The 24,720-nt window shown below is 46.7% G+C and carries 27 protein-coding genes; all 27 read left to right on the forward strand.

From position 1 onward, the window contains the following. The first annotated feature begins 184 nt into the window (after positions 1-184). On the forward strand, positions 185-1,663 hold the full coding sequence (gene spoIVA, locus ACNFN4_RS04260; protein WP_003153438.1) for a stage IV sporulation protein A: 1,479 nt from the start codon (positions 185-187) through the stop codon (positions 1,661-1,663). Positions 1,664-2,037: 374 nt separating this feature from the next. After that, the gene (gene hbs, locus ACNFN4_RS04265; protein WP_003153447.1) at positions 2,038-2,316 is read left to right on the forward strand and encodes a non-specific DNA-binding protein Hbs; all 279 of its coding nucleotides are present in this window, start codon (positions 2,038-2,040) and stop codon (positions 2,314-2,316) included. 186 nt (positions 2,317-2,502) lie between these two features. Then, positions 2,503-3,075, forward strand: a complete 573-nt coding sequence (gene folE, locus ACNFN4_RS04270; RefSeq protein WP_003153448.1) for a GTP cyclohydrolase I FolE — start codon at positions 2,503-2,505, stop codon at positions 3,073-3,075. Between the two features lie 20 nt (positions 3,076-3,095). Continuing rightward, complete coding sequence (mtrB, locus tag ACNFN4_RS04275) at positions 3,096-3,323, forward strand: trp RNA-binding attenuation protein MtrB (protein ID WP_003153449.1); 228 nt, start codon at positions 3,096-3,098, stop codon at positions 3,321-3,323. 156 nt (positions 3,324-3,479) lie between these two features. Beyond that, positions 3,480-4,235, forward strand: coding sequence for a heptaprenyl diphosphate synthase component 1 (gene hepS, locus ACNFN4_RS04280; protein ID WP_021494244.1), 756 nt, complete (start codon positions 3,480-3,482; stop codon positions 4,233-4,235). Positions 4,236-4,240: 5 nt separating this feature from the next. After that, positions 4,241-4,942, forward strand: a complete 702-nt coding sequence (gene menG, locus ACNFN4_RS04285; protein ID WP_003153453.1) for a demethylmenaquinone methyltransferase — start codon at positions 4,241-4,243, stop codon at positions 4,940-4,942. 28 nt (positions 4,943-4,970) lie between these two features. Then, positions 4,971-5,933, forward strand: coding sequence for a heptaprenyl diphosphate synthase component II (gene hepT / locus ACNFN4_RS04290; RefSeq protein WP_003153454.1), 963 nt, complete (start codon positions 4,971-4,973; stop codon positions 5,931-5,933). A 120-nt stretch (positions 5,934-6,053) separates the two neighbouring features. Beyond that, positions 6,054-6,500: a nucleoside-diphosphate kinase gene (gene ndk / locus ACNFN4_RS04295; RefSeq protein WP_007409456.1), complete on the forward strand. Its 447-nt coding sequence runs from the start codon at positions 6,054-6,056 to the stop codon at positions 6,498-6,500. 189 nt (positions 6,501-6,689) lie between these two features. Continuing rightward, positions 6,690-7,460, forward strand: a complete 771-nt coding sequence (locus tag ACNFN4_RS04300; RefSeq protein WP_032866312.1) for a protein-glutamate O-methyltransferase — start codon at positions 6,690-6,692, stop codon at positions 7,458-7,460. A 71-nt stretch (positions 7,461-7,531) separates the two neighbouring features. Further along, on the forward strand, positions 7,532-8,704 hold the full coding sequence (aroC, locus tag ACNFN4_RS04305) for a chorismate synthase (protein ID WP_029973644.1): 1,173 nt from the start codon (positions 7,532-7,534) through the stop codon (positions 8,702-8,704). Beyond that, entirely contained in the window at positions 8,704-9,792 is a 1,089-nt protein-coding gene (aroB, locus tag ACNFN4_RS04310; protein ID WP_448200012.1) for a 3-dehydroquinate synthase, read from the forward strand. The genes aroC and aroB overlap by 1 nt, the downstream gene beginning before the upstream one ends. Continuing rightward, positions 9,789-10,172, forward strand: a complete 384-nt coding sequence (aroH, locus tag ACNFN4_RS04315) for a chorismate mutase (RefSeq protein ID WP_061862332.1) — start codon at positions 9,789-9,791, stop codon at positions 10,170-10,172. The genes aroB and aroH overlap by 4 nt, the downstream gene beginning before the upstream one ends. A gap of 223 nt (positions 10,173-10,395) precedes the next feature. Then, the gene (gene trpE, locus ACNFN4_RS04320) at positions 10,396-11,943 is read left to right on the forward strand and encodes an anthranilate synthase component I (RefSeq protein ID WP_095272877.1); all 1,548 of its coding nucleotides are present in this window, start codon (positions 10,396-10,398) and stop codon (positions 11,941-11,943) included. After that, on the forward strand, positions 11,915-12,931 hold the full coding sequence (gene trpD, locus ACNFN4_RS04325) for an anthranilate phosphoribosyltransferase (RefSeq protein WP_172870085.1): 1,017 nt from the start codon (positions 11,915-11,917) through the stop codon (positions 12,929-12,931). Before trpE ends, trpD begins: the two co-directional genes overlap by 29 nt. Beyond that, positions 12,924-13,676: an indole-3-glycerol phosphate synthase TrpC gene (gene trpC / locus ACNFN4_RS04330; RefSeq protein WP_448200013.1), complete on the forward strand. Its 753-nt coding sequence runs from the start codon at positions 12,924-12,926 to the stop codon at positions 13,674-13,676. The genes trpD and trpC overlap by 8 nt, the downstream gene beginning before the upstream one ends. 4 nt (positions 13,677-13,680) lie before the next feature. After that, a complete protein-coding gene (locus ACNFN4_RS04335; RefSeq protein WP_101287828.1) occupies positions 13,681-14,334 on the forward strand; it encodes a phosphoribosylanthranilate isomerase in 654 nt (217 codons plus the stop codon). Further along, positions 14,315-15,517: a tryptophan synthase subunit beta gene (gene trpB, locus ACNFN4_RS04340; RefSeq protein WP_101287830.1), complete on the forward strand. Its 1,203-nt coding sequence runs from the start codon at positions 14,315-14,317 to the stop codon at positions 15,515-15,517. Before ACNFN4_RS04335 ends, trpB begins: the two co-directional genes overlap by 20 nt. Continuing rightward, positions 15,510-16,307, forward strand: coding sequence for a tryptophan synthase subunit alpha (gene trpA, locus ACNFN4_RS04345; protein ID WP_017418034.1), 798 nt, complete (start codon positions 15,510-15,512; stop codon positions 16,305-16,307). The genes trpB and trpA overlap by 8 nt, the downstream gene beginning before the upstream one ends. 11 nt (positions 16,308-16,318) lie before the next feature. Beyond that, on the forward strand, positions 16,319-17,401 hold the full coding sequence (gene hisC / locus ACNFN4_RS04350; protein ID WP_014418253.1) for a histidinol-phosphate transaminase: 1,083 nt from the start codon (positions 16,319-16,321) through the stop codon (positions 17,399-17,401). A 51-nt stretch (positions 17,402-17,452) separates the two neighbouring features. Beyond that, positions 17,453-18,568: a prephenate dehydrogenase gene (locus ACNFN4_RS04355; protein WP_025649795.1), complete on the forward strand. Its 1,116-nt coding sequence runs from the start codon at positions 17,453-17,455 to the stop codon at positions 18,566-18,568. Between the two features lie 11 nt (positions 18,569-18,579). Continuing rightward, positions 18,580-19,866: a 3-phosphoshikimate 1-carboxyvinyltransferase gene (aroA, locus tag ACNFN4_RS04360; protein ID WP_419691082.1), complete on the forward strand. Its 1,287-nt coding sequence runs from the start codon at positions 18,580-18,582 to the stop codon at positions 19,864-19,866. A 317-nt stretch (positions 19,867-20,183) separates the two neighbouring features. Beyond that, positions 20,184-21,455: a tetratricopeptide repeat protein gene (locus tag ACNFN4_RS04365; RefSeq protein WP_014418250.1), complete on the forward strand. Its 1,272-nt coding sequence runs from the start codon at positions 20,184-20,186 to the stop codon at positions 21,453-21,455. Positions 21,456-21,528: 73 nt separating this feature from the next. After that, complete coding sequence (locus ACNFN4_RS04370) at positions 21,529-22,068, forward strand: ReoY family proteolytic degradation factor (RefSeq protein WP_003153482.1); 540 nt, start codon at positions 21,529-21,531, stop codon at positions 22,066-22,068. 54 nt (positions 22,069-22,122) lie between these two features. Further along, positions 22,123-22,569, forward strand: coding sequence for a YpiF family protein (locus ACNFN4_RS04375; protein ID WP_110124225.1), 447 nt, complete (start codon positions 22,123-22,125; stop codon positions 22,567-22,569). Between the two features lie 137 nt (positions 22,570-22,706). Continuing rightward, a complete protein-coding gene (locus ACNFN4_RS04380) occupies positions 22,707-23,210 on the forward strand; it encodes a ubiquinol-cytochrome c reductase iron-sulfur subunit (protein WP_003153484.1) in 504 nt (167 codons plus the stop codon). Position 23,211: 1 nt separating this feature from the next. Further along, positions 23,212-23,886, forward strand: a complete 675-nt coding sequence (gene qcrB, locus ACNFN4_RS04385; RefSeq protein ID WP_003153485.1) for a menaquinol-cytochrome c reductase cytochrome b subunit — start codon at positions 23,212-23,214, stop codon at positions 23,884-23,886. A 31-nt stretch (positions 23,887-23,917) separates the two neighbouring features. After that, the gene (locus tag ACNFN4_RS04390; protein WP_007409471.1) at positions 23,918-24,685 is read left to right on the forward strand and encodes a menaquinol-cytochrome c reductase cytochrome b/c subunit; all 768 of its coding nucleotides are present in this window, start codon (positions 23,918-23,920) and stop codon (positions 24,683-24,685) included. Positions 24,686-24,720: the final 35 nt, after the last annotated feature.

A 24,720-nucleotide genomic window follows, 5' to 3' on the forward strand; every position in this document is an offset into this window, starting at 1 on the left:
CCTTTTTCCCGCGCATACAAATAGGGAGAAAGGTTTTTTTGATTTTGATAGAAAAGACTGCCTGAAAATTTTCTAAAGATGTCATATTGAAATAGGACAACGTCATACACATATAGTGTCCTGTATTTGATTGGAGAATGGTGAATGAAAAATGATAAGGATAGGAAGTCCGGGAGGGGATCACTTGGAAAAGGTCGATATTTTCAAGGATATCGCTGAACGAACAGGGGGCGATATATACTTAGGAGTCGTTGGCGCTGTCCGTACAGGGAAATCTACATTCATTAAAAAATTTATGGAGCTCGTGGTGCTCCCGAATATCAGCAATGAGGCCGATCGAGCGCGGGCGCAGGATGAGCTTCCGCAAAGCGCAGCAGGAAAAACGATAATGACCACAGAACCAAAATTTGTCCCGAATCAAGCCATGTCCGTTCATGTCGCGGAAGGACTTGATGTCAACATCCGGCTTGTGGATTGTGTGGGATATACGGTTCCCGGGGCGAAGGGATATGAGGATGAAAACGGCCCGAGAATGATCAATACACCTTGGTACGAAGAACCGATTCCCTTTCATGAGGCAGCGGAAATCGGTACGAGAAAAGTCATCCAGGAACACTCCACAATCGGGGTCGTCATTACGACAGACGGCTCAATCGGCGATATTGCGCGGGGCGATTACGTGGAAGCGGAAGAAAGAGTCATCGACGAGCTGAAGGAAGTCGGCAAACCGTTTATTATGGTCATCAACTCGGTAAAACCGTACCACCCGGAAACAGAAGCGCTCAGAGCTGAATTAAGCGCGAAATATGATATTCCCGTCCTCGCCATGAGTGTTGAAAGCATGCGGGAAACAGATGTGTTAAGCGTCCTCAGAGAAGCGCTTTACGAGTTCCCTGTGCTGGAAGTCAATGTCAACCTTCCGAGCTGGGTCATGGTGCTGAAGGAAAATCACTGGCTCAGAGAGAGCTACCAGGAATCAGTGAAAGAAACCGTAAAAGATATTAAACGCCTGCGCGATGTCGACCGGGTTGTCGGCCACTTCAGTGAATTTGAGTTTATTGAAAGCGCCGGTCTGGCCGGAATCGAACTTGGCCAGGGTGTCGCAGAAATTGATTTGTATGCGCCGGATCATTTATATGACCAGATTTTAAAAGAAGTGGTCGGCGTTGAAATCCGCGGGAAAGACCACCTGCTTGAATTAATGCAGGACTTCGCCCACGCGAAAAAAGAATATGATCAGGTATCAGATGCGCTGAAAATGGTGAAACAGACCGGCTACGGCATTGCCGCCCCGGCCTTAACCGATATGAGCCTTGATGAACCGGAAATCATCAGACAGGGATCAAGGTTCGGAGTAAGGCTCAAAGCGGTCGCTCCGTCCATTCATATGATCAAAGTGGATGTGGAAAGTGAATTCGCGCCGATCATCGGGACGGAAAAACAAAGTGAAGAACTTGTCCGCTACTTAATGCAGGACTTTGAAGATGATCCGCTTTCTATCTGGAACTCCGATATTTTCGGCAGATCATTGAGCTCTATCGTAAGAGAAGGAATCTCCGCAAAACTGTCACTCATGCCGGAAAATGCGAGATATAAACTGAAAGAAACGCTGGAGAGAATTATTAACGAAGGCTCAGGCGGCCTGATCGCCATTATTTTGTAAGCTGAAGGACCTCTTCCTGAAACGGGGGGTCTTTTTTTATTCTTTTTAGATACTGGAAATCAATCAAGGATTAGGAGGAAAAAAGCAAAAAAAGGAATATTTGTTCGGTAAAACACGTGAAAACCTTGACGAGCAAGGGATTGAGGCTTTAAAATGCTTGATATGGCTTTTTATATGTGTTACTCTACATACAGAAAATCTTCACTTTGTTGGACAAACATTCCTCAAAGTGTCTGTTTTCTTATGAAAAGCCGTTTACTTGTCTGTTCTTCCCTGCTTTGATTTTTTATCAGACAGGTTTAGAATCAGGCTGAACTGTGAAGAAATGATAATAAACTGCTGATTTGATACCCTTTTGGGAGGAGGTGAAAGGCATGAACAAGACAGAACTAATCAATGCGGTTGCTGAAGCAAGCGAATTGTCTAAAAAAGACGCTACAAAAGCAGTTGATTCTGTTTTTGATACGATTTTAGATGCACTTAAAAACGGTGATAAAATCCAACTGATCGGTTTCGGTAACTTTGAGGTGCGCGAGCGCTCTGCACGTAAAGGACGTAACCCGCAAACAGGTGAAGAAATCGAAATCCCTGCAAGCAAGGTACCTGCTTTCAAACCAGGTAAAGCTCTTAAAGACGCTGTTGCAGGAAAATAATTGTGAATATAGATCGTGTATGCATCTGATACATACACTTTGTTTCTTCACAGAAAAGCCCCTTGATAAAGGGGCTTTTCATATTTAAGCAGCCTCGGTCACCGGGCAGGACTTTCGTTTTGCTTTTGGCGCGGCAAATGTGCTAGAATCGAAATTAAATGTATTCAATGGTGGAGGACACAGACAATGAAAGAAGTTAATAAAGAACAGATTGAACAGGCGGTTCGCCAGATTTTAGAGGCGATTGGAGAAGACCCGGACCGGGAAGGGCTTTTAGATACGCCGAAACGCGTGGCAAAAATGTACGCGGAAGTATTCTCGGGATTAAATGAAGACCCGAAAGAACACTTTAAAACCGTTTTCGGAGAAGACCATGAGGAGCTTGTTCTTGTAAAAGATATCGCGTTTCATTCCATGTGTGAACATCACCTTGTTCCTTTTTACGGAAAAGCGCATATTGCCTACATTCCGCGCGGCGGCAAAGTGACGGGCCTGAGTAAATTGGCGCGGGCGGTGGAAGCCGTCTCAAAACGCCCGCAGCTGCAGGAGCGCATCACTTCAACGATTGCAGAAAGCATCGTAGAGACCTTAGATCCCCACGGCGTCATGGTTGTCGTCGAAGCTGAGCATATGTGCATGACGATGAGGGGCGTAAGAAAGCCGGGTGCAAAAACAGTGACTTCCGCTGTAAGAGGTATTTTTAAAGATGACGCAGCGGCGCGTTCCGAAGTGTTAGAACATATTAAACGTGCGGATTAATAATGATAGAGGGTGCAGATATGAATTCAAAGCATTCAAGTGATTTTGTCGTCATTAAAGCGGTCGAGGACGGCGTGAACGTCATCGGTTTAACGAGAGGAACGGATACGAAATTTCACCATTCCGAAAAACTGGACAAAGGCGAAGTAATTATCGCTCAGTTTACTGAGCATACCTCTGCCATCAAAGTGAGAGGCAACGCCCTCATCCAGACCGCTTACGGAGAAATGAACAGCGAAAAAAAATAAGCCGGCTGTTTCCCGCTTTTGCCAAATGCCCGCAAACGGCGGGAGAATACAGCCAATTTCTTTTTTTTATGCTATAATGATACCTGCGTATAATAATGACGAGTAAATCTCATACATATTAGAATAAATGTGAATTTGGGGACAAGGGTGATATTTTTGCAAGACATCTACGGAACTTTAGCGAATCTAAATACGAAATTAAAACAAAAGCTGTCTCATCCTTATTTAGCGAAACATATTTCTGCGCCTAAAATCGATGAGGATAAGCTTCTTCTTTTTCACGCTTTGTTTGAAGAGGCGGACATTAAGAACAATGACAGAGAAAATTACATAGTAACTGCGATGCTTGTCCAAAGCGCCCTTGATACCCACGATGAAGTGACAACAGCCAGAGCGTTAAAGCGAGACGAAAATAAAAACCGGCAGCTCACCGTGCTTGCCGGCGACTATTTCAGCGGACTGTATTATTCGCTTTTATCTGAAATGAAGGATATTTATATGATACGGACGCTCGCTACGGCAATTAAAGAAATCAATGAGCATAAAATCCGTCTGTACGATCGGTCTGTCAATGACTTGAATCAATTGATCGAAAGCATGGCGATTGTGGAAGCGGCCCTGTTTCACAGAGTGTCAGACCACTTTAATCTTCCGCGCTGGAAAGAGCTGGCGAGTGATTTTTTTGTATATAAGCGGCTGATGAACGGCAATGCTATATTTCTCGATGTCATCGGCAATATTGTAAAGTCAGGGAAATCAAAGGCTGACATAATGGAAGATAGCTTCCGAAAGGCAAAGCAAAGCATTGAAACGCTGCTGCCGCTCAATTCACCAATCCAAAACCTAATGCTGAACCGGCTTACGGCGATCAGCCGGGACAAAACATATCATCAGAAAGTGGAAGAAGGGTAATCAACATGCAGGAGTCAAAAGAACAGCGCGTACACGGCGTGTTTGAAAAAATCTATAAAAATTATGACCAAATGAACTCTGTTATCAGTTTTCAGCAGCATAAAAAATGGCGCGATAAAACGATGCAGATCATGAATGTAAAAGAAGGCGCAAAAGCGCTTGATGTCTGCTGCGGAACGGCTGACTGGACGATTGCCCTCGCAGAAGCGGCCGGAAAAAGCGGCGAAATCAAAGGACTGGATTTCAGCAAAAATATGCTGAGCATCGGTGAGAAAAAAGTGAAAGAGGGCGGTTACAGCCAAATTGAGCTTTTGCACGGAAATGCGATGGAGCTTCCTTTCGCTGATGATTCTTTTGATTTTGTCACCATCGGCTTCGGGCTGCGAAACGTTCCCGACTATCTGACCGTGCTGAAAGAAATGCGGCGGGTCGTCAAACCGGGCGGGCAGGTCGTATGTCTGGAAACATCCCAGCCGGAAATGTTCGGATTCAGACAGGCATATTTTCTTTATTTTAAATACATCATGCCTTTCTTCGGAAAAATGTTTGCGAAGAGCTATAAAGAATATTCTTGGCTTCAAGAATCGGCAAGAGAATTTCCCGGTATGAAAGAACTTGCGCGTCTGTTTGAAGAAGCGGGCCTGACGAATGTCAAATACCATTCGTTTACCGGCGGAGTGGCCGCTACGCATATCGGTTGGAAATGATGAATATACAGATGTTTGGGTGAATGATATGAAATTTAAAATGGCCTATTCTTTTTTAAATGACGATATTGATGTGATCGAAAGGGAGCTTGAGCAAACGGTGCGGTCAGACTATCCCTTGCTGAGTGAAGCCGGGCTCCATCTGCTCCAGGCGGGAGGCAAGAGGATCCGCCCCGTTTTCGTATTGCTTTCCGGCATGTTCGGCGACTATGACATTAATAAAATAAAATATGTTGCGGTGACGCTGGAAATGATTCATATGGCGTCCCTCGTGCATGACGACGTCATTGATGACGCCGAGCTGCGGAGGGGAAAACCGACCATCAAAGCCAAGTGGGACAACCGCATCGCCATGTATACCGGTGATTATATGCTAGCGGGCTCACTTGAGATGATGACGAGATTGGATGAGCCGAAAGCCCACCGGATCCTGTCCAAAACCATCGTAGAAGTATGCCTCGGAGAAATTGAACAGATCAGAGATAAATACAATATGGAGCAAAACCTCAGAACCTATTTGCGCCGCATCAAACGGAAAACGGCTCTTCTCATTGCCGTCAGCTGCCAGCTCGGCGCCATCGCTTCGGGAGCTGATGAGAAGATTCACAAAGCATTATATTGGTTCGGTTATTACGTGGGCATGTCCTATCAGATTATTGACGACATTCTTGATTTCACTTCAACGGAAGAGGAACTGGGAAAACCGGTCGGAGGGGATCTGCTGCAAGGAAATGTCACTCTGCCCGTTTTGTACGCGCTCCGTCAGCCTGAATTGAAAAATCAGCTGAAATTAATTAACAGTGAAACAACACAGGAGCAGCTCGCCCCCATTATTGAAAATATTAAACGCACAGACGCGATTGAAAAATCAATGGCCGTCAGTGACAGGTACTTAAAAAAAGCGTTTGAAAAACTGAATACACTGCCGAGAGGACGTGCGCGCTCATCATTGGCCGCCATCGCCAAATATATCGGCAAACGGAAATTTTAAATTCCTTTTACGAACAAGATGTGAACATTCTCCGCCCTGGATTGATTAATTGTCAGAAAGATGTTACGATTTCGGTGTGCAACTTGAAAGCCTATACATAATGATGGGGTGGAGAATCTTATGGAAAAAACTTTTATCATGGTAAAACCGGACGGCGTACAGCGCCAGCTGATCGGAGAGATTTTATCCAGATTTGAGCGTAAGGGCTTACAATTGGCAGGAGCCAAGCTAATGCAAGTTTCAGAACAGATGGCTGAAAACCATTATGCTGAACATAAAGGGAAGCCGTTTTTCGGCGAGCTTGTGGAATTCATTACATCAGGACCCGTATTTGCAATGGTATGGGAAGGGGAAAATGTAGTAGAGATCACAAGACAGCTGATCGGAAAAACGAACCCGAAAGATGCACTGCCGGGCACGATCCGCGGTGACTACGGCATGTTTGTCGGCAAAAATATCATTCACGGTTCAGACTCCTTAGAAAGCGCTGAGCGGGAAATTCACATTTTCTTTAAACAGGAAGAGCTTGTACCGTATCAAAAATTAATGGCCGACTGGGTGTACTAAGCCGTCAGCCTTTCTTTTTCTCGTATTATGAAAAGGTTTACATCATTTATGAAAGACAGAGGCTGCGCCGCCCTGTCTTTTCGTTTCTCACAAATCAGCCCGCGGGCTGATTTTTTTATTGAAATCGTACAATTTCGACAGAAAACAGGCTATACTAGGACAAAAGACAGCGAGATTGGGAGAGAAGCAATGGAGCCTTACGACATTTTTATCACCAAGTGGAAACAAATAACCGGTGTTGATTTATCTTTATACAAAGAAGCACAGATGAAAAGGCGGCTTACGTCCCTTTATGAAAAGAAGGGGTTCAGAGATTTTCAGGAATTTGCCGCCGCTTTGGAAAAGGACAAGCTTTTATTAAACGAAACATTGGACAGAATGACGATCAATGTTTCTGAATTTTACCGAAATTATAAACGGTGGGAAGTTCTTGAAACCTCAATTCTTCCGTTAATAAAGCATAACAAACCGTTAAAAATATGGAGTGCGGCCTGTTCAACGGGAGAGGAACCCTATACTTTGGCTATGATTCTCAATCAGCAGACGGGACTGGCCGGATTTGATATATTGGCGACAGATATTGATGAAAAGGCGCTAAGCAAAGCCAAGCGGGGCATCTATCAGGAACGCTCGCTGCAAGAGGTGCCGGCTTCCGTGAAAAGCCGTTATTTCACCAAGCAGGCTGACAACAGCTATCAAGTAAAACAAGAGATTCAGAAAAACATCCGGTTTAAGCGGCACAACCTGCTTGCCGACAGCTATGAACAGGATTTTGACCTGATCGTCTGCCGCAACGTCTTTATTTATTTTACTGAAAAAGCAAAAGAAGAGCTGTATGTGAAAATGGCGGGCAGTCTGAAAAAGAACGGAATTCTGTTTGTCGGCAGTACAGAACAAATTTTCAGCCCGGAAAAATTCGGCCTTGAGAGCACTGATACATTTTTTTATCAAAAAAGATAGAAGACATTTAATGAAAACTTGTGTTATAGTTTTACTTAAAAGCGTTAATGCGATGAAGGGAGAAAAAAGAAATGAGATACTTAACAGCCGGAGAATCACACGGTCCGCAGCTGACGACAATTATAGAAGGTGTGCCTGCGGGGCTTTATATAACTGAAGAAGACATTAATTTTGAGCTTGCCAGACGTCAAAAAGGGCACGGCCGCGGACGCCGCATGCAGATTGAAACGGACAGAGCGAAGATCACGAGCGGCGTGCGGCATGGCCGGACACTCGGTTCACCCATCGCGCTCGTTGTAGAGAATAAAGATTGGACCCACTGGACAAAAATTATGGGCGCCGCACCGATTACAGAAGAAGAAGAAAGTGAAATGAAACGCCAGATTTCAAGACCGAGACCGGGACACGCAGATTTGAACGGTGCTATTAAGTATAATCACCGTGATATGAGAAATGTGTTAGAACGATCTTCCGCGCGTGAGACAACGGTTCGCGTGGCTGCCGGAGCCGTCGCTAAAAAGATTTTAGCGGAGCTTGGCATTAAAGTCGCCGGGCATGTCCTGCAAATTGGCAGCGTAAAAGCAGAGAAAACCGATTACACATCCATTGAGGATCTCAAACGGGTAACGGAAGAATCACCGGTCAGATGCTACGATGAAGAAGCAGGCCGTCAAATGATGGCAGCCATTGATGAAGCGAAGGCAAACGGCGACTCGATCGGCGGAATCGTTGAAGTGATCGTCGAAGGTATGCCGGTCGGTGTCGGAAGCTATGTCCACTATGACCGTAAGCTGGACAGCAAGCTTGCTGCTGCCGTTCTGTCGATTAACGCGTTTAAAGGCGTAGAGTTCGGCATCGGTTTTGAAGCGGCCGGTAAAAACGGCAGTGAAGTTCATGATGAAATCGTATGGGATGAAGAGAAAGGCTATACACGCGCCACAAACAGGCTCGGAGGATTAGAAGGCGGTATGACGACGGGAATGCCGATTGTCGTCCGCGGCGTTATGAAACCGATCCCTACTTTGTACAAGCCGCTGAAAAGCGTCGACATTGAAACGAAAGAACCGTTTACAGCGAGCATTGAACGTTCAGACAGCTGCGCGGTTCCGGCAGCAAGTGTAGTGGCTGAAGCAGCAGTGGCCTGGGAAATCGCAAATGCCGTCGTCGAACAATTCGGGCTTGACCAGATCGACCGCATTAAAGAAAATGTTGAAAACATGAAAAAACTATCGAGGGAATTCTGATGAAAGAGCTTGAGGTTCGGACAGCTTCCTCCGCATATCCCGTGTATATCGGTGAAGGCATAAGGAAACAGGCCGCTGCCCTTTTGTCTTCACTGAACAGGCCGCTGACAAAGATCCTTCTCGTCATCGATGCTGAAGTTGACCGGCTATACGGTGATGAGATGTTCCGGCTTTTAAACGAAACATGGCCCGTGAAAAAAGTGATCGTTCCAAGCGGAGAAGAAGCGAAGTCTCTGAAAGAGTATGAACGGATTCAAACGGAAGCGATCGCTTTCAATATGGACCGCTCCTCATGTATGATCGCCTTCGGAGGCGGCGTGACGGGTGATTTGGCCGGCTTTTGCGCAGCAACTTTTATGCGCGGAATTGATTTCATTCAAATGCCGACGACACTGCTTGCCCATGACAGCGCGGTCGGCGGCAAGGTGGCCGTCAACCATAAACTCGGAAAGAACTTAATCGGCGCGTTTTATCAGCCGAAAGCGGTGATTTACGATACGGAGCTACTGAAAACCCTGCCGGAACAAGAGCTGAGATCGGGTATGGCTGAAGTGATTAAACATGCGTTTATCGCCGATCATGCTTTTTTAGAAAAACTTCTCACGTTTGACACGTTGCAAGGACTGACAAGCGCTGAGTTGAATGAAATGATTTATAAAGGAATTTCAATCAAATCGGCCGTCGTGCGTGAGGACGAAAAGGAAGAGGGGATAAGAGCTTTTCTGAATTTCGGCCATACGCTCGGCCATGCCGTTGAGGCGGAATACGGCTACGGCCGGATTACACATGGAGATGCGGTCGCCCTCGGCATGCAGTTTGCCCTTTACGTGAGTGAACAGGTTGCTGGATGCAAGATGAACAGAAAAGAACTCACGCAATGGCTGATTGGGCTCGGCTACCCGGGAAGCATCAGACAAGATATTGAAACGCCGGTTCTCTCCGCCCGGATGATGAATGATAAAAAAACGCGCGGAGGCATGACACAGTTCATCGTGTTAAAGGAATTAGGCGAAGCGCGGGACTGCATGCTTTCAAAAGATGAGCTCGAAAATTTGCTGAACAAATGGCGAATGGAGGAAACAGCATGATGATACGCGGCATTCGCGGAGCAACAACGGTGGAACAAGACACCGAACAAGAAATTTTAGAAAAAACACAGCAGCTGCTTGAAAAAATCATTGAACAAAATGGATGCAAGCCGGAAGACGTTGTACAGATCCTGTTATCCGCCACGCCTGATATCCATTCCGTATTTCCGGCAAAAGCGGTCCGCCGCCTTTCCGGGTGGCAGTACGTCCCGGTGACGTGCATGCAGGAAATGGATGTCACCGGCGCTCTGCAAAAGTGTATCCGTGTCCTGATGACGGTTCAGACGGATGCGCCTCAGGATGAAATCAAGCATGTCTATTTAGAAAAAGCCGTTGTGTTAAGGCCGGATTTATCATTGACAAAAAATACTGACATGTAATACGATAAACAAAGCTTAGAAATACACAAGAGTGTGTATAGAGCTGGTAAGTAAGATATTGAACAGTTGAGTTTAGAATAGGGTAGCAGAGAATGAGTTTAGCTGAGCTGAGATAAACACGTTTTTATTCTGCCCAAAAGAATCCTTTCTTTTGGGTTTATTTCTTATACGCAAGACTCCTCTCACTCTTCATCTCATTCTCCTTACCGTAAGGAGGAGAATCATGAATTTACAATCGGATGTTTCTTTATTTTTAAAGGACAGTCTGACACACCGCACCATTCCAATCGCAGAGACTTTTACGGTCGACACGATCACACCCATTCAGATGGTTGAAAAACTGGACAGAAACATTACGTATCTTTTAGAAAGCAAGGATGAGTCGTCAAGCTGGTCGAGATACTCTTTTATCGGCCTCGATCCTTTTATCACCATTAAAGAAAGTCATAACACATTCACTGCCGCTGATCCAAACGGGCATACGCTGTTTGAAGGCGGAGAATTAAAAGCCGTGCTTGACTGGATGAATGAGAGCTTCCGCATTAAAACACCCGAGCTTGATATCCCATTTTCGGGAGGGGCGGTCGGTTATCTGAGCTATGACATGATTCCTTTGATTGAGCCTTCCGTGCCAAGCCACGCGAAAGAAACAGATTTCGAAAAATGCATGCTGTTTGTCTGCCGGAAAATCATCGCGTACGACCACGAAACGAAACAAGTGCATTTCATTCAATATGCGGAGCTTAACGGCCGGGAGACGGAGGAAGAAAAGCGGGCCGTTTTTAAAGAAAATTGCGCGGAGCTTCGTAAGCTTATCGGTATTTTGACAGAATCGAAAGATATGAAAGAGCCGTTTTTTTCTAAAGAAACGTTTGACACGCCAAGTTTTGCCGATGTGACATCCAATTATACGAAAGAAGAGTTTATGGCCGGCGTTAATAAACTGAAAGAATATATAAAAGCGGGAGACATTTTTCAAGGGGTGCTTTCGCAAAAGTTTGACATTCCGGTATCCAGACATTCATTTGAGCTGTACAGGGTGCTCCGCATCATCAATCCTTCACCCTATATGTACTATATCAAACTGCCTGACAGAGACATTGTCGGGAGTTCGCCTGAACGTCTGATCCGCGTGCATGACAGGCACCTGGAAATTCATCCGATTGCCGGAACGAGAAGAAGGGGCGCCGGAAAAAAAGAAGATGAACGCCTGAAAAAAGAGCTGATGAATGACGAAAAAGAAAAAGCTGAACATTACATGCTCGTCGATCTTGCGCGCAATGACATCGGCAGAGTTGCGGAGTACGGTTCCGTAGCCGTTCCGGAATTCACAAAGGTCGTTTCTTTTTCACATGTGATGCACATCATCTCTGTTGTAACCGGCCGTTTAAAACAGGGCGTCCATCCCGTTGACGCGCTGATGTCAGCATTCCCGGCAGGAACACTCACGGGCGCTCCGAAAATCCGCGCGATGCAGCTTTTAAATGAATTAGAACCGACTTCCAGAGAAACCTACGGCGGATGTATCGCTTATATCGGATTTGACGGGTCAATTGATTCGTGTATTACCATCCGCACCATGAGTGTCAAAAACGGTACGGCGTCGGTGCAGGCGGGCGCGGGAATAGTCGCCGATTCCGTCCCGGAAGCCGAATATGAAGAAAGCTGTAACAAAGCGGGGGCGCTTTTAAAAACGATTCAAATCGCAGAAGACATCTTTTCTGGCGGGGAGGAGAAGACGGATGAACAAATTTCTGCAATCGTGCGTTAATGGCCGTACGCTGAAAATTGGAGAAGCCGAAAAGCTGATGGAGATGATGATGAACGGGGACATGTCGCAGTCTGAGATAGGCGGGATTTTATCGGTATTAGCCCACCGGGGTGAAACGGCGGAGGAGCTTGCCGGATTTGTAAAAGTGATGCGGGCGCGGGCACAGACATCAGGTGGCTTGGCGGATGTCGTTGATACGTGCGGAACAGGCGGAGACGGGATTTCTACGTTTAACATATCCACGGCAGCGGCGATTACAGCTTCTGCCGCCGGAGCTAAAGTTGCCAAGCACGGAAATCGCTCCGTTTCGTCTAAAAGCGGCAGCGCGGATGTGCTGGAAAAGCTGGGGGTTTCCATTCAAGCCACTCCAGAAAGCGTTAAACGCAGCATTGAAATGAAACAAATGGGGTTTTTGTTTGCGCCGCTGTTTCATTCGTCAATGAAGCACGTCGCCGCCGCAAGAAAAGAGCTTGGCTTCCGAACCGTATTTAATCTGCTGGGCCCGCTCAGCAACCCGCTGCAGGTGAAGCGGCAGGTGATCGGCGTCTATTCATTTGATAAAGCGCGCCTGATGGCAAGCGCTTTGGAACAATTTGATGTCAGACACGTCATGCTTGTCTCTGCCCGTGACGGATTAGATGAATTGTCCATCTCAGCACCGACCGATATCATTGAACTGAAAAACGGTGAACGTCTGGAATATTCCGTTTCACCTGAACAATTCGGTTTTGCAGAAGGTTCATTGAAGGATATTCAAGTGAGTTCATCGGAAGAAAGCGCGCTCCTCATTCAGAATATTTTTGCAAATAAAGCTCCGTCATCCGCTCTGCATATTACCGCCTTAAATGCGGGCGCGGCCATTTATACGGCAGGTCTTGCAAACGATCTGAAAGAAGGAATGAAAACCGCCTTAGAAGCGATTCAAAACGGAGATGCCAAAAGGCAGCTCGAACGTCTGAAACAGAAAGAGGAAGAAATGTATGCTTGATCAAATCATTGAGCAGAAAAAAGAAGAAATTAAATCCATCGTGCTGCCGGAAACCTATCAAATTGAACGGAGATCCTTTAAAAAAGCGCTCCTGAACCCGAACCGTTTTATCGGGCTGATTGCCGAAGTGAAAAAAGCTTCGCCGTCTAAAGGATTGATTAAAGAGCATTTTGTTCCGGAAACGATTGCGGCGGATTATGAAGCGGCTAAAGCCGACGCCCTTTCAGTTCTCACGGATACCCGTTTTTTTCAGGGGAGAAATCAATTTCTGACAGATGTTAAACAAACCGTGTCTCTTCCCGTGCTGAGAAAAGATTTTATTATTGATTCCCTTCAGGTGGAGGAATCGTTCAGGATCGGCGCCGATGCCATTTTGCTGATCGGGGAAGCGCTGGAACCTTCAGAGCTTCATGAGCTTTATCTAGAGGCCCGCGAGAAGGGCATGGACGTTCTCGTTGAAATCCATGATGAAACTGTGCTTGAACGGATTTTACAAGTGTTTCAGCCGGACATTCTCGGCATAAACAACCGGGACTTAAAAACGTTCCGTACTTCTGTTTCGCAAACGGAAAAAATAGCGCAGCTTGTACCGGACGGCTGCCTGCTGGTCAGCGAAAGCGGCATCGGTTCTTTGGCTGACCTGCAATTTGTCAACAAGCACGGGGCGCAGGCTGTATTGGTCGGAGAATCCTTAATGAGAGAGGATTCGCAGCAAAAGGCGATCCGCGGACTGTTCGGGGAGTGACGATATGAAAAAGCCTGAGTTAAAGTACTGCGGAATACGATCGAAGCGTGATTATGAACTTGCGGCAGCTTCAGAAGCGGATTATCTGGGATTTATTTTTGCCGCAAGCAAACGGAGAGTAACGCCGGATGAGGTCCGGAAATGGAAAGAGCAGGTCCGGACAGACAAGAAACATGTCGGAGTATTTGTAAATGAAACGATAGAAAACATCGCGCAAATCGCCTCTGATCTGGCACTTGACGTCATCCAGCTTCACGGTGATGAATCGCCTGAGGATGCCCTCCGCCTCCGCCCGCTTGTGCGCTCGGAGATATGGAAAGCGCTCCATCACGGGGAAGGGACGCTCCGCCAGATGGCTCAATTTGCACCTGCTGTCGACGGCTATGTCATTGATTCTTCAGTAAAAGGAATGAGAGGCGGCACGGGAATCGCGTTTTCATGGGCCCGTGTCCCCTTGTACCGAAAGCAGGCTCAAAATGCAAACAAGCGCTGTTTTATCGCGGGCGGCGTTAATCCTGAAACGATTACCGGCTTACTGAGATCGCGTCCGTGCGGTATAGATCTTGCCAGCGGAATTGAAAAAAACGGACAAAAGGATCAAACACTGATCCGGATTTTAGAAGAAAGGATGAACCACTATGTATCCATATCCAAATGAAATCGGAAGATACGGCGAATTCGGCGGCAAATTTGTCCCTGAAACATTGATGCGGCCCCTTGAGGAAATCGAAACGGCTTTCACAGAATTAAGGAATGATCCCGTTTTTCATGCCGAATATAAAAAACTATTGTTTGATTACTCCGGAAGACCGACCGCATTAACGTTCGCAGACAGGGTGTCGGAGTATTTGGGAGGGGCGAAAATCTATCTGAAAAGAGAAGATTTAAACCATACCGGCTCTCATAAAATTAACAACGCGCTAGGCCAGATTCTGCTTGCCAAAAAGATGGGCAAAACGAAAATCATCGCCGAAACCGGTGCGGGACAGCACGGTGTGGCTGCCGCGACAGCCGCCGCAAAATTCGGTTTTAAGTGTACGGTTTTTATGGGTGAAGAAGACGTTGCGCGCCAGTCGCTGAACGTATTCCGGATGAAACTGCTCGGCGCGGAAGTGGTGCCGGTCACAAGCGGCAACGGCACGCTGAAAGATGCGACGAATGAGGCAATCAGGTATTGGGTCCAGCATTGTGAAGATCATTTCTACCTTATCGGTTCTGTAGTGGGGCCGCACCCGTATCCGTATATCGTTCGCGAATTCCAGAAAATCATCGGCGAGGAAGCGAAAGAACAGCTCCGCCGGGTTGAAGGAACGCTCCCGGATAAGGTTGTTGCATGTGTCGGCGGCGGAAGCAATGCGATGGGCATTTTTCAGGCCTTTTTAGACGAAGATACTGAGCTGATCGGCGCCGAGGCGGCCGGAAAAGGAATTGATACGCCGCTGCATGCGGCAACGATCGCAAAAGGGACGCTCGGGGTGATTCACGGTTCAATGACCTATTTAATACAAGATGAATACGGGCAGATTATCGAACCGTATTCCATTTCAGCAGGCCTTGATTACCCGGGGATCGGCCCTGAGCACGCCTATCTGCATAAAAGCGGCCGTGTAACGTACGAAAGCGTGACAGACGATGAAGCGATTGCCGCGTTACGTCTGCTTTCTGAAACAGAGGGTATTCTTCCGGCTATTGAATCTGCCCACGCCCTGGCAAAAGCGTTTGAAATGGCAAAAGACATGGATAAAGACAAAATCATTCTCGTCAGTTTATCGGGAAGAGGAGATAAAGACGTTCATACGCTGATGAATGTTTTGGAAAACGGGGTGGAGACACATGTTTAATCTGCGAGATTCTGAAAAATTATTTATCCCTTTTATTACAGCTGGCGATCCGCTTCCTGACATTTCTGTTGAGCTGGCAATATCATTGCAGAATGCAGGCGCTTCTGCCCTTGAAATCGGCGTTCCTTACACAGATCCGCTCGCGGACGGACCCGTCATACAACGGGCTTCAAAACGGGCTCTGGAAAACGGAATGAATATCGTAAAAGCAATTGAACTTGGCGGCAAAATGAAAAAAAACGGCGTTCATATTCCAATTATCCTCTTTACGTATTATAATCCTGTGTTACAATTAGAAAAAGAATACTTTTTCGCTTTACTGCGGGAAAACGACATAGACGGTCTGCTTGTACCCGACCTTCCATTAGAGGAAAGCGCCCTTTTGCAAATGACATGCAAAAAGGAGAACATCGCTTATATCTCATTGGTTGCGCCGACAAGTGAAGACCGTTTGAAAATAATTACTGAACAGGCCTGCGGCTTTGTGTATTGTGTATCCTCTTTAGGAGTGACGGGCGTACGCAGCGAATTCGATCCGTCTGTATACTCTTTCATTCGTAAGGTGAAAGAATTCAGCTCTGTTCCGGTGGCGGTCGGTTTTGGCATTTCAAACCGCAAACAGGTTGACAGGATGAATGAAATATCTGACGGTGTCGTTGTCGGCAGCGCGCTTGTCAAAAAAGTTGAAGAGCTTAAAACAAAGCTTGTGAATCCCGGAACAAGAGCTGATGCGCTTCTTGAATTTGAAGAATACGCAAAGACGTTCGGACGACTGTACAGTGTAAAATGAGGTGACTGGATTTGCAGATTAAAGAACAGCTGCGGCAGCTGAAACCGTATCAGCCGGGCAAACCAATAGAAGAAGTGAAAATGGAATACGGGCTTGAGAAAGTAGTAAAACTCGCTTCTAACGAAAATCCGTTCGGCTGTTCACAGGCCGCTAAAGATGCGCTGCATCAGGAGATTGAGCAGCTTGCGCTGTATCCCGACGGTTACAGTGCCGCTTTGAGAACACGGCTCAGTGAGCATCTGCAGGTCAGTGAATCTTCGATCATTTTCGGCAACGGCTCTGATGAGCTTGTGCAGATTATCTGCCGTTCTTTATTAAATGATCAGGCAAACACGATTACCGCTGCCCCGACTTTCCCGCAATACAGACATAATGCGGTGATTGAAGGCGCTGAGGTGCGCGAGGTGCCGCTCCGCAGTGACGGCGCTCATGATTTGGACCGGATGCTGGAAGCAATTGACGGCAAGACGAAAGTCATATGGGTATGCAACCCCAATAATCCGACGGGGACATATACTTCTGAGCAAGAGCTAATTGCCTTTTTAAACAGAGTTCCCGAGCATATACTCGTTGTACTTGATGAAGCGTACTACGAGTATGTTACGGCGGAAGATTACCCAGAAAGCATTCCGCTTTTAAAGCAATATGCGAATGTCATGATCCTCCGCACCTTCTCTAAAGCGTACGGACTTGCCGCGCTGCGTGTCGGATACGGCATTGCGGACGAAGCGCTGATCCGCCAGATTGAACCGGCGAGAGAGCCGTTCAATACGAGCAGAATCGGTCAGGCTTCGGCACTGGCAGCGCTTGATGACCAGACATTTATTCAGGAATGCGTCGAGAAAAATAAAGCAGGCCTTAAGCAGTATTATGATTTTGCAGAAACTCACGGATTAACTTGTTATCCTTCACAAACCAACTTTGTGCTCATTGATTTTAACCGCCCGGCGGATGAACTGTTCCAAGCCCTGTTGGAAAAAGGATATATCGTCCGCTCAGGACAGGCGCTCGGATTTCCGACAGCGTTAAGGATTACGGTCGGTACGAAAGAGCAGAATGAGGAAATTCTCACAATTTTAGCTGCAATATTATAAGAGGTGATCAGGCATCACCTCTTTGCTCTATTAAAATAGTTGAAAAAGGAAATGAGTGAAATGAAGGATACTATATTGCTTGCGGGGATCGGGCTGATCGGCGGATCGATCGCATTGGCCATCAAAAAGGAGCATCCGCATAAACGGATTATCGGTGTGGATATTTCGGAAGAACAGCTCACTGCCGCGCTGAAGCTCGGAATTATTGACGAGCGGGCCGGCTCATTTACGGAAGGGGCGCAGCAAGCGTCTGTTGTCATTATCGCCACGCCTGTCGCCCAAACGCTGAAAATGCTCGATGTGCTGGCCGAATCAGACATCACCCATGAACTCCTGATTACGGATGTGGGCAGCACGAAACAGAAAGTCGTCAGCTACGCCGACAAAGTGCTTCCGGCTCACTATCAATTTGTCGGCGGCCATCCGATGGCGGGATCTCATAAATCCGGGGCCGCTGCCGCGAAAGAATTTTTATTCGAAAATGCGTTTTACATTTTAACACCCGGAAAATCAACTTCTAAAGAGTCAGTAACGCATCTGAAGGAACTTTTGAAAGCGGCAAACGCCCACTTTGTGGAGATGACTCCCGAGGAGCATGACGGCGTAACGAGCGTCATCAGCCATTTCCCTCATATCGTTGCTGCAAGCCTCGTACATCAGGCTCATCATGCTGAAGAAGATTATCCGTTTTTGAAACGTTTCGCAGCCGGCGGTTTTCGGGACATCACCAGGATCGCCTCAAGCAGTCCGGCGATGTGGAGGGACATACTTCTTCATAACAAAGATAAACTGCTTGACCGCTTCAAAGAATGGAAACGGGAGATTGACACGATCGAATCTTATGTAGAAAATGAAGATGCGGACAGCCTGTTCGGATATTTTAAAAAAGCGAAAGATTATCGCGACGGTCTGCCGCTCCGTCAAAAAGGAGCGATCCCGTCCTTTTATGACCTTTATGTCGATGTTCCCGATCATCCGGGGGTCATTTCGGAAATTACGGCGATATTGGCAGAAGAAAAAATCAGTATCACCAACATCCGCATTATCGAAACAAGAGAAGATATTAACGGAATTCTCAGAATCAGTTTCCAGACTGATGATGACAGGAAGCGGGCGGAAACCTGCATTCAATCCCGCGCTAAATATGACACATTTTACGCTGACTGAGGTGGAAAACATTGAAAAGAGAAAAAGTGACGTCTTTAAACGGTGAAATTCATATTCCGGGGGATAAATCCATCTCCCACCGTTCTGTTATGTTCGGAGCGCTTGCGGAAGGAACGACAACGGTAAAAAACTTTTTGCCCGGAGCCGATTGTCTGAGCACCATTGCCTGCTTCAGAAAAATGGGTGTCTCCATTGAACAAAACGGAAGTGATGTAACGATATACGGGAAGGGCATTGACGCACTTTGTGAGCCTGACAGCCTTCTTGATGTCGGAAATTCCGGCACGACCATCCGCCTGATGCTCGGCATTTTAGCCGGACGCCCATTTCACAGTACGGTAGCGGGCGACGAAAGTATTGCAAAGCGCCCGATGAAGAGGGTGACAGAGCCTTTAAAACAGATGGGAGCCGCGATTGACGGAAGAGCGGACGGAGGATTTACGCCTTTATCCTTAAGAGGCGGACAATTGAAAGGCATTGATTACGTCTCCCCTGTTGCAAGCGCGCAGATCAAATCCGCCGTGCTGCTTGCCGGATTGCAGGCTGAAGGGACGACGACCGTCACTGAGCCTCATAAATCAAGAGACCATACGGAACGGATGCTGAACGCTTTTGGCGCCGAGCTTGCGGAAACGGAGACGAGCGCTTCCGTAACGGGCGGTCAGAAGCTTCGGGGGGCTGATATTTTCGTGCCCGGTGATATTTCTTCAGCAGCCTTTTTCCTCGCGGCAGGTGCTGTCGTTCCCGGAAGCCGGATTGTGCTGAAAAATGTCGGCCTGAATCCGACACGCACGGGAATGATTGATGTCTTAAAGCAAATGGGGGCTTCACTTGAAGTGATTTCTTCAGAAGCGGACAGCGCGGAGCCTTACGGAGACCTGGTTATTGAGTCTTCAGATCTGAAAGCGGCAGAAATCGGCGGAGAAATCATTCCCCGTTTAATTGACGAGATCCCGATTATCGCCCTTTTGGCAACGCAGGCTGAAGGTACAACTGTCATTAAAGACGCTGCGGAGCTGAAGGTGAAGGAAACGAACCGGATCGACACCGTCGTATCAGAGCTCCGGAAAATCGGTGCAGACATTGAACCGACTGAAGACGGCATGAAAATACACGGCAAAAAAACGCTTGCGGGCGGAGCCGATGTGTCAAGCCACGGCGACCACCGCATCGGCATGATGCTCGGTATCGCTTCATGCCTGACAGAAGAGCCGATTGACATCCGTGATACTGAGGCGATCCATGTCTCATATCCGTCATTTTTTGAGCATTTAGATCAATTAGCCAAAAAAGCCTGAAGACGATTCTTCGGGCTTTTTTCTTCATGTGTCATAAAATCTTGGGCTTTGACATAGCTTGTCTTAAACAGAAAAATAAAAGAAAGGGGGAATGCGTTTTCGTTACAGAAACAGCCGGAACAAATTGCGCTGTTTGCGTATAAAGATGCCGTCCCCTTTTTTGCCGTTTTCCTCTTAACCATTTTCTGATAAACTATAATGCCGGGTGAAGCATCTTATTTGCGGGCAGGCCCTGTCTGAATTATGATAAGAATAACCCGAATAAAAACCCTTTTCATTGGTTGATGAGGTATAGGAAAAGAAAGGACCGGTCTGATTTGAATACATTGATTCAAGAAGCCATAAAATTAGTTGAAGCAGGTGAAACCGAAAAGGGACTCAAAGCGCTTTCAAAAGCTGAAACGCAGCTTCATGACGAAGACAAAGCCATTGCAGCCCAGCTCTACTATGAATGGGGAAACGCCGAAAAAGCGTTAGCGCTGATCAGTGATCTGCATGACCTTTATCCGGATGAGTCTGAGCTGACGAATTTTTACGCCGAATTGTTAATAGATATTGATGAAGAAGAAAAAGCTCTTGAGGTGCTGGAGACGATTTCTCCGGAAGACCCGTCTTACGCGGAAAGCCTTCTTTTAATGGCTGATCTGTATCAGATGCAGGGCTTATTTGAAGTAAGTGAGCAAAAGCTGTTACAGGCGAAAGCGATGTTACAAGATGAACCTGTTATTGATTTCGCTCTGGGGGAATTATACTTCACTCAGGGGTCATACGCAAAAGCCGTTCCGTACTATGAAGAGACGGCAAAAGAACGGCACGAAATCGGCGGCGTAAATGTTCATCAGAGGCTGGCTGAGTCATTGAGCGCGGCGGGTGAATTTGAGGAAGCGATTTCATGGTATGAAAAAGCGGCGGCAGAACATACAGAACCGAATACGATTTTCGGGTACGGGTTCACAGCCTATCAGGCGGGAATGGTCAAAACAGCCATCAAGCAGCTGTCTGATTTAAAAGGGCTTGATCCTTCCTATTCATCGCTTTATATGCCGCTTGCAAAAAGCTACGAGGCAGAAGGCATGTATGAAGATGCATTAAAAACCGCTAAAGAAGGTATTACTTACGATGAATACAATAAAGAGCTTTTTCTCTATGCGGCGAAAATGGCGTTAAAGCTCGGCAACGAAGAGGAAGGCAAAAAGCTTCTTCAGGAAGCGCTGGCGCTCGATCCGGGTTACGTGGAAGCGCTCCATACGCTTCTAGCCGTCTATCATAAAGAAGAAAGCTTTGAAGAGATTATTGATCTGATTCAGGAAGTCCGCGGCTACGGAGAAGAAGATCCGAAATACAATTGGTATTTGGCGGGTGCCTATACAGGCCTTGAGCAATACGCTGAAGCGAAAAAAAGCTTCGAAGCTGCGTATCTCCATTATCAGGATGATCGGGATTTCTTATATGAATACGCTCACTTCTTATTGGAAGAGGGTCTCCAGAAAGAAGCGCTGCCGCTTTTAAAACAAGTGCTTTCAATGGATGGAACAAACGAAGAGCTTGAAGAAACAATCTTACGGATAGAGGATGAATTTTTAAGATAAGCAGGATTTTGGACCATGCTTGCTGAATGTATAAGTGATGTCAGATTATACGATCGATAGAGGAGGGAATTACATGCAGACCCCTGTTTCTGTCAATGAAAAAAAGGATTTTATCCGTTGGTTTTTAAATCATTATCAGCTTAAACGCCGGGAGTGCGTCTGGATTTTAAATTATTTAATGAGTCATGATTCATTAATGGAAAAAGTCCATTTTGTAGAACAAGCCGAATTTTGCCCGCGAGGCATTATCATGTCTACTCATTGCGTTGATGAGGTGCCGTTTAGGTTTTACAAAGAAAATGTCATGACTACGGACGCGGAAAAATCTTTTCACGACATCCGGTTAAATAAACAGCAGGATTTATTTATCCAGCTGAATTTCCGTTCGGCCTACAGCTCACCGGAATATGCCGCTGTTCTTGAATCAAATCCGCATCTGCCGAAAGACCTGTTTGAAAATAAACAGGATCAGGGAATGGCCGAAAAAATATTAGAACATGCCATTTCCACTTTCCAGCGGGAAAAGCTGCTTAAAGATATCGACGAGGCGCTGGACCGCCACGACAAAGAAACATTTGAAAAGCTTTCCCGCCAATTGAATCAGCTCACATAAATGACAGCCTTGCAGAGTATGCAAGGCTTGTTGCGTAAAGAGGAGGAACGAGACATGAGATGGAGGGCCGCTGATGCCGATGCCTATTTACAATCTGCGGATTACATTGATACCGCTGTCATTCCGTTAATTTCCATAACATCTTCAGGAGGCTTAAAAGAGGCTGTTGAACAGGGGGAAAGCACCCAATTGCTTTCTGAAGAGCTTGAGCGCCAATTGAAGGGACGGGTATATTTATTCCCCTCTTATACATATGTTGATATAGACCAATCACAAATTGACCTGCTTCAAAAACTCAAAGAAGAGGTGATGACCAACTTCCGGCACGCCTTGTTCCTGACGGCAGACGAAAAATGGAAGGATTCTGAAATAGGGTCTGATGTCATATACATACCTGCCGTTCCGTTTGAACATATGAAAGACTCTTTAAAGAGAAAAATAGCGGATGACAAGTGCGGAGAAATTTTGAACGTTTTGTTACAGAAGTGGAACAATTCTTAAAAACACCAGGCATCCCGCAAAACACCCGTTTTGCCTCTGTTGACCTTGCTGAAAGATTCATATATTATGAGGGTGTCAAATCTCTGAATTATTTTCTATTTTAGTTAATTTTTGGTCAATCTTTAGGGGGGGAAGAGATGGGCGGAAAACAAGATATATCAAGAAGACAATTTTTAAACTATGCGCTCACCGGCGTGGGGGGATTTATGGCCGCCAGTGCGCTTATGCCCATGGTCCGTTTTGCGCTGGACCCGGTATTAAAACCGACGGGAGATCAAAAAATGGTGCAGGTTGTCAGTGTGGATGAGCTGACGAAGGAGCCGAAGCGGTTTGACTTTAAAATTCATCAAGTCGACGCCTGGTACGAATCGGAAGAATCCAGGTCAGCCTGGGTTTACAAGCACGGGGATGAAATTATAGCGCTTTCTCCGATCTGTAAACATTTGGGCTGCACCGTAAACTGGAACAATGATCCTAAAAATCCGAACAAATTCTTTTGTCCCTGCCATTACGGGCTGTATGAAAAAGACGGCACGAACGTTCCGGGCACGCCGCCGCTCGCGCCTCTTGACCGTTATGAGCAAAAAGTAAAGGACGGCTTTTTGTATCTTGGAAAAGCAAAGCCTAGGGGGGAAGGGTGACATGCTGAATAAAATTTATGACTGGGTGGATGAACGTCTCGATATTACGCCGATGTGGCGGGATATCGCCGACCATGAAGTGCCGGAACATGTAAATCCCGCTCACCATTTCTCGGCTTTTGTCTATTGTTTCGGCGGTTTGACGTTTTTTGTAACCGTTATCCAAGTGCTGTCCGGGATGTTTTTAACGATGTATTATGTGCCGGATATAAAAAACGCGTGGGAATCCGTGTATTATTTGCAGAATGAAGTCGCTTTCGGGCAGATTGTAAGGGGTATGCACCATTGGGGCGCAAGTTTAGTCATTGTGATGATGTTTTTACATACGCTGCGGGTTTTCTTTCAGGGAGCTTATAAAAAGCCTCGGGAATTGAACTGGATCGTCGGTGTTCTGATCTTTTTTGTGATGCTCGGTCTCGGTTTTACAGGGTATCTGCTTCCGTGGGATATGAAGGCGCTGTTTGCGACAAAGGTAGGTCTTCAGATTGCGGAGGCGACGCCATTGATCGGAGCGCAGGTGAAAACTCTTCTTGCCGGCCACCACGATATTGTCGGCGCCCAAACGCTGACGAGATTTTTTGCGATTCACGTATTTTTTCTCCCTGCCGCTTTGTTTGCGCTCATGGGCGCCCACTTTGTCATGATCCGCAAGCAGGGAATTTCAGGACCGCTTTAATACAAATCTGATATAAAAGGGAGGGGATGACATGCACCGGGGGAAAGGAATGAAGTTTGTAGGAGATTCAAGGATACCGGCTGAAAAAAAACCGAATATACCGAAAGACTATTCAGAGTATCCTGGAAAGACAGAGGCGTTTTGGCCGAACTTCCTGCTGAAAGAATGGATGGTCGGGGCCGTTTTCCTCGTCGGATTTCTCGTTTTAACGATTGTGCACGAGCCGCCTTTAGAACGGGTGGCGGACCCGACGGATACAGGGTATATTCCGCTGCCGGATTGGTATTTTCTATTTTTATACCAGCTATTAAAATATGAATATGCCGCAGGGAGCTACACCGTTATCGGCGCGATGATTATACCGGGTCTTGCCTTCGGGTCGCTGCTTTTGGCTCCGTTTCTCGACAGGGGGTCTGAAAGAAGGCCGTGGAAGCGTCCGGTTGCGGTCGGGATGATGCTTTTGGCGCTTTGTGCTACGGTCTTTTTAACGTGGCAGTCAGTCGCGACGCATGACTGGGCGAAGGCGGAGGAGCAAGGGAAAATCAAAAAAGAAGCCGCCATTGATACTGAATCAGACGGTTATAAGGTATTTAAAGAACAAGGCTGTATTTCCTGTCACGGGGATAATCTTCAAGGCGGAAGCGCCGGTCCGTCCCTGGTCGATAACGGGCTGAGCCCGGAAGAAATTAAAAAAATCGCCGTCAAAGGGAAAGGACAGATGCCAGCCGGTATTTTTAAAGGGAATGACAAACAGCTTGATCAGCTGGCGAAGTTCATTTCTGAAACGACAGCGAAATAACGTATTGTGAAGCAGACAATAGCAGGATATACTTT

It is taken from the genome of Bacillus sp. N1(2025) (assembly GCF_053470005.1).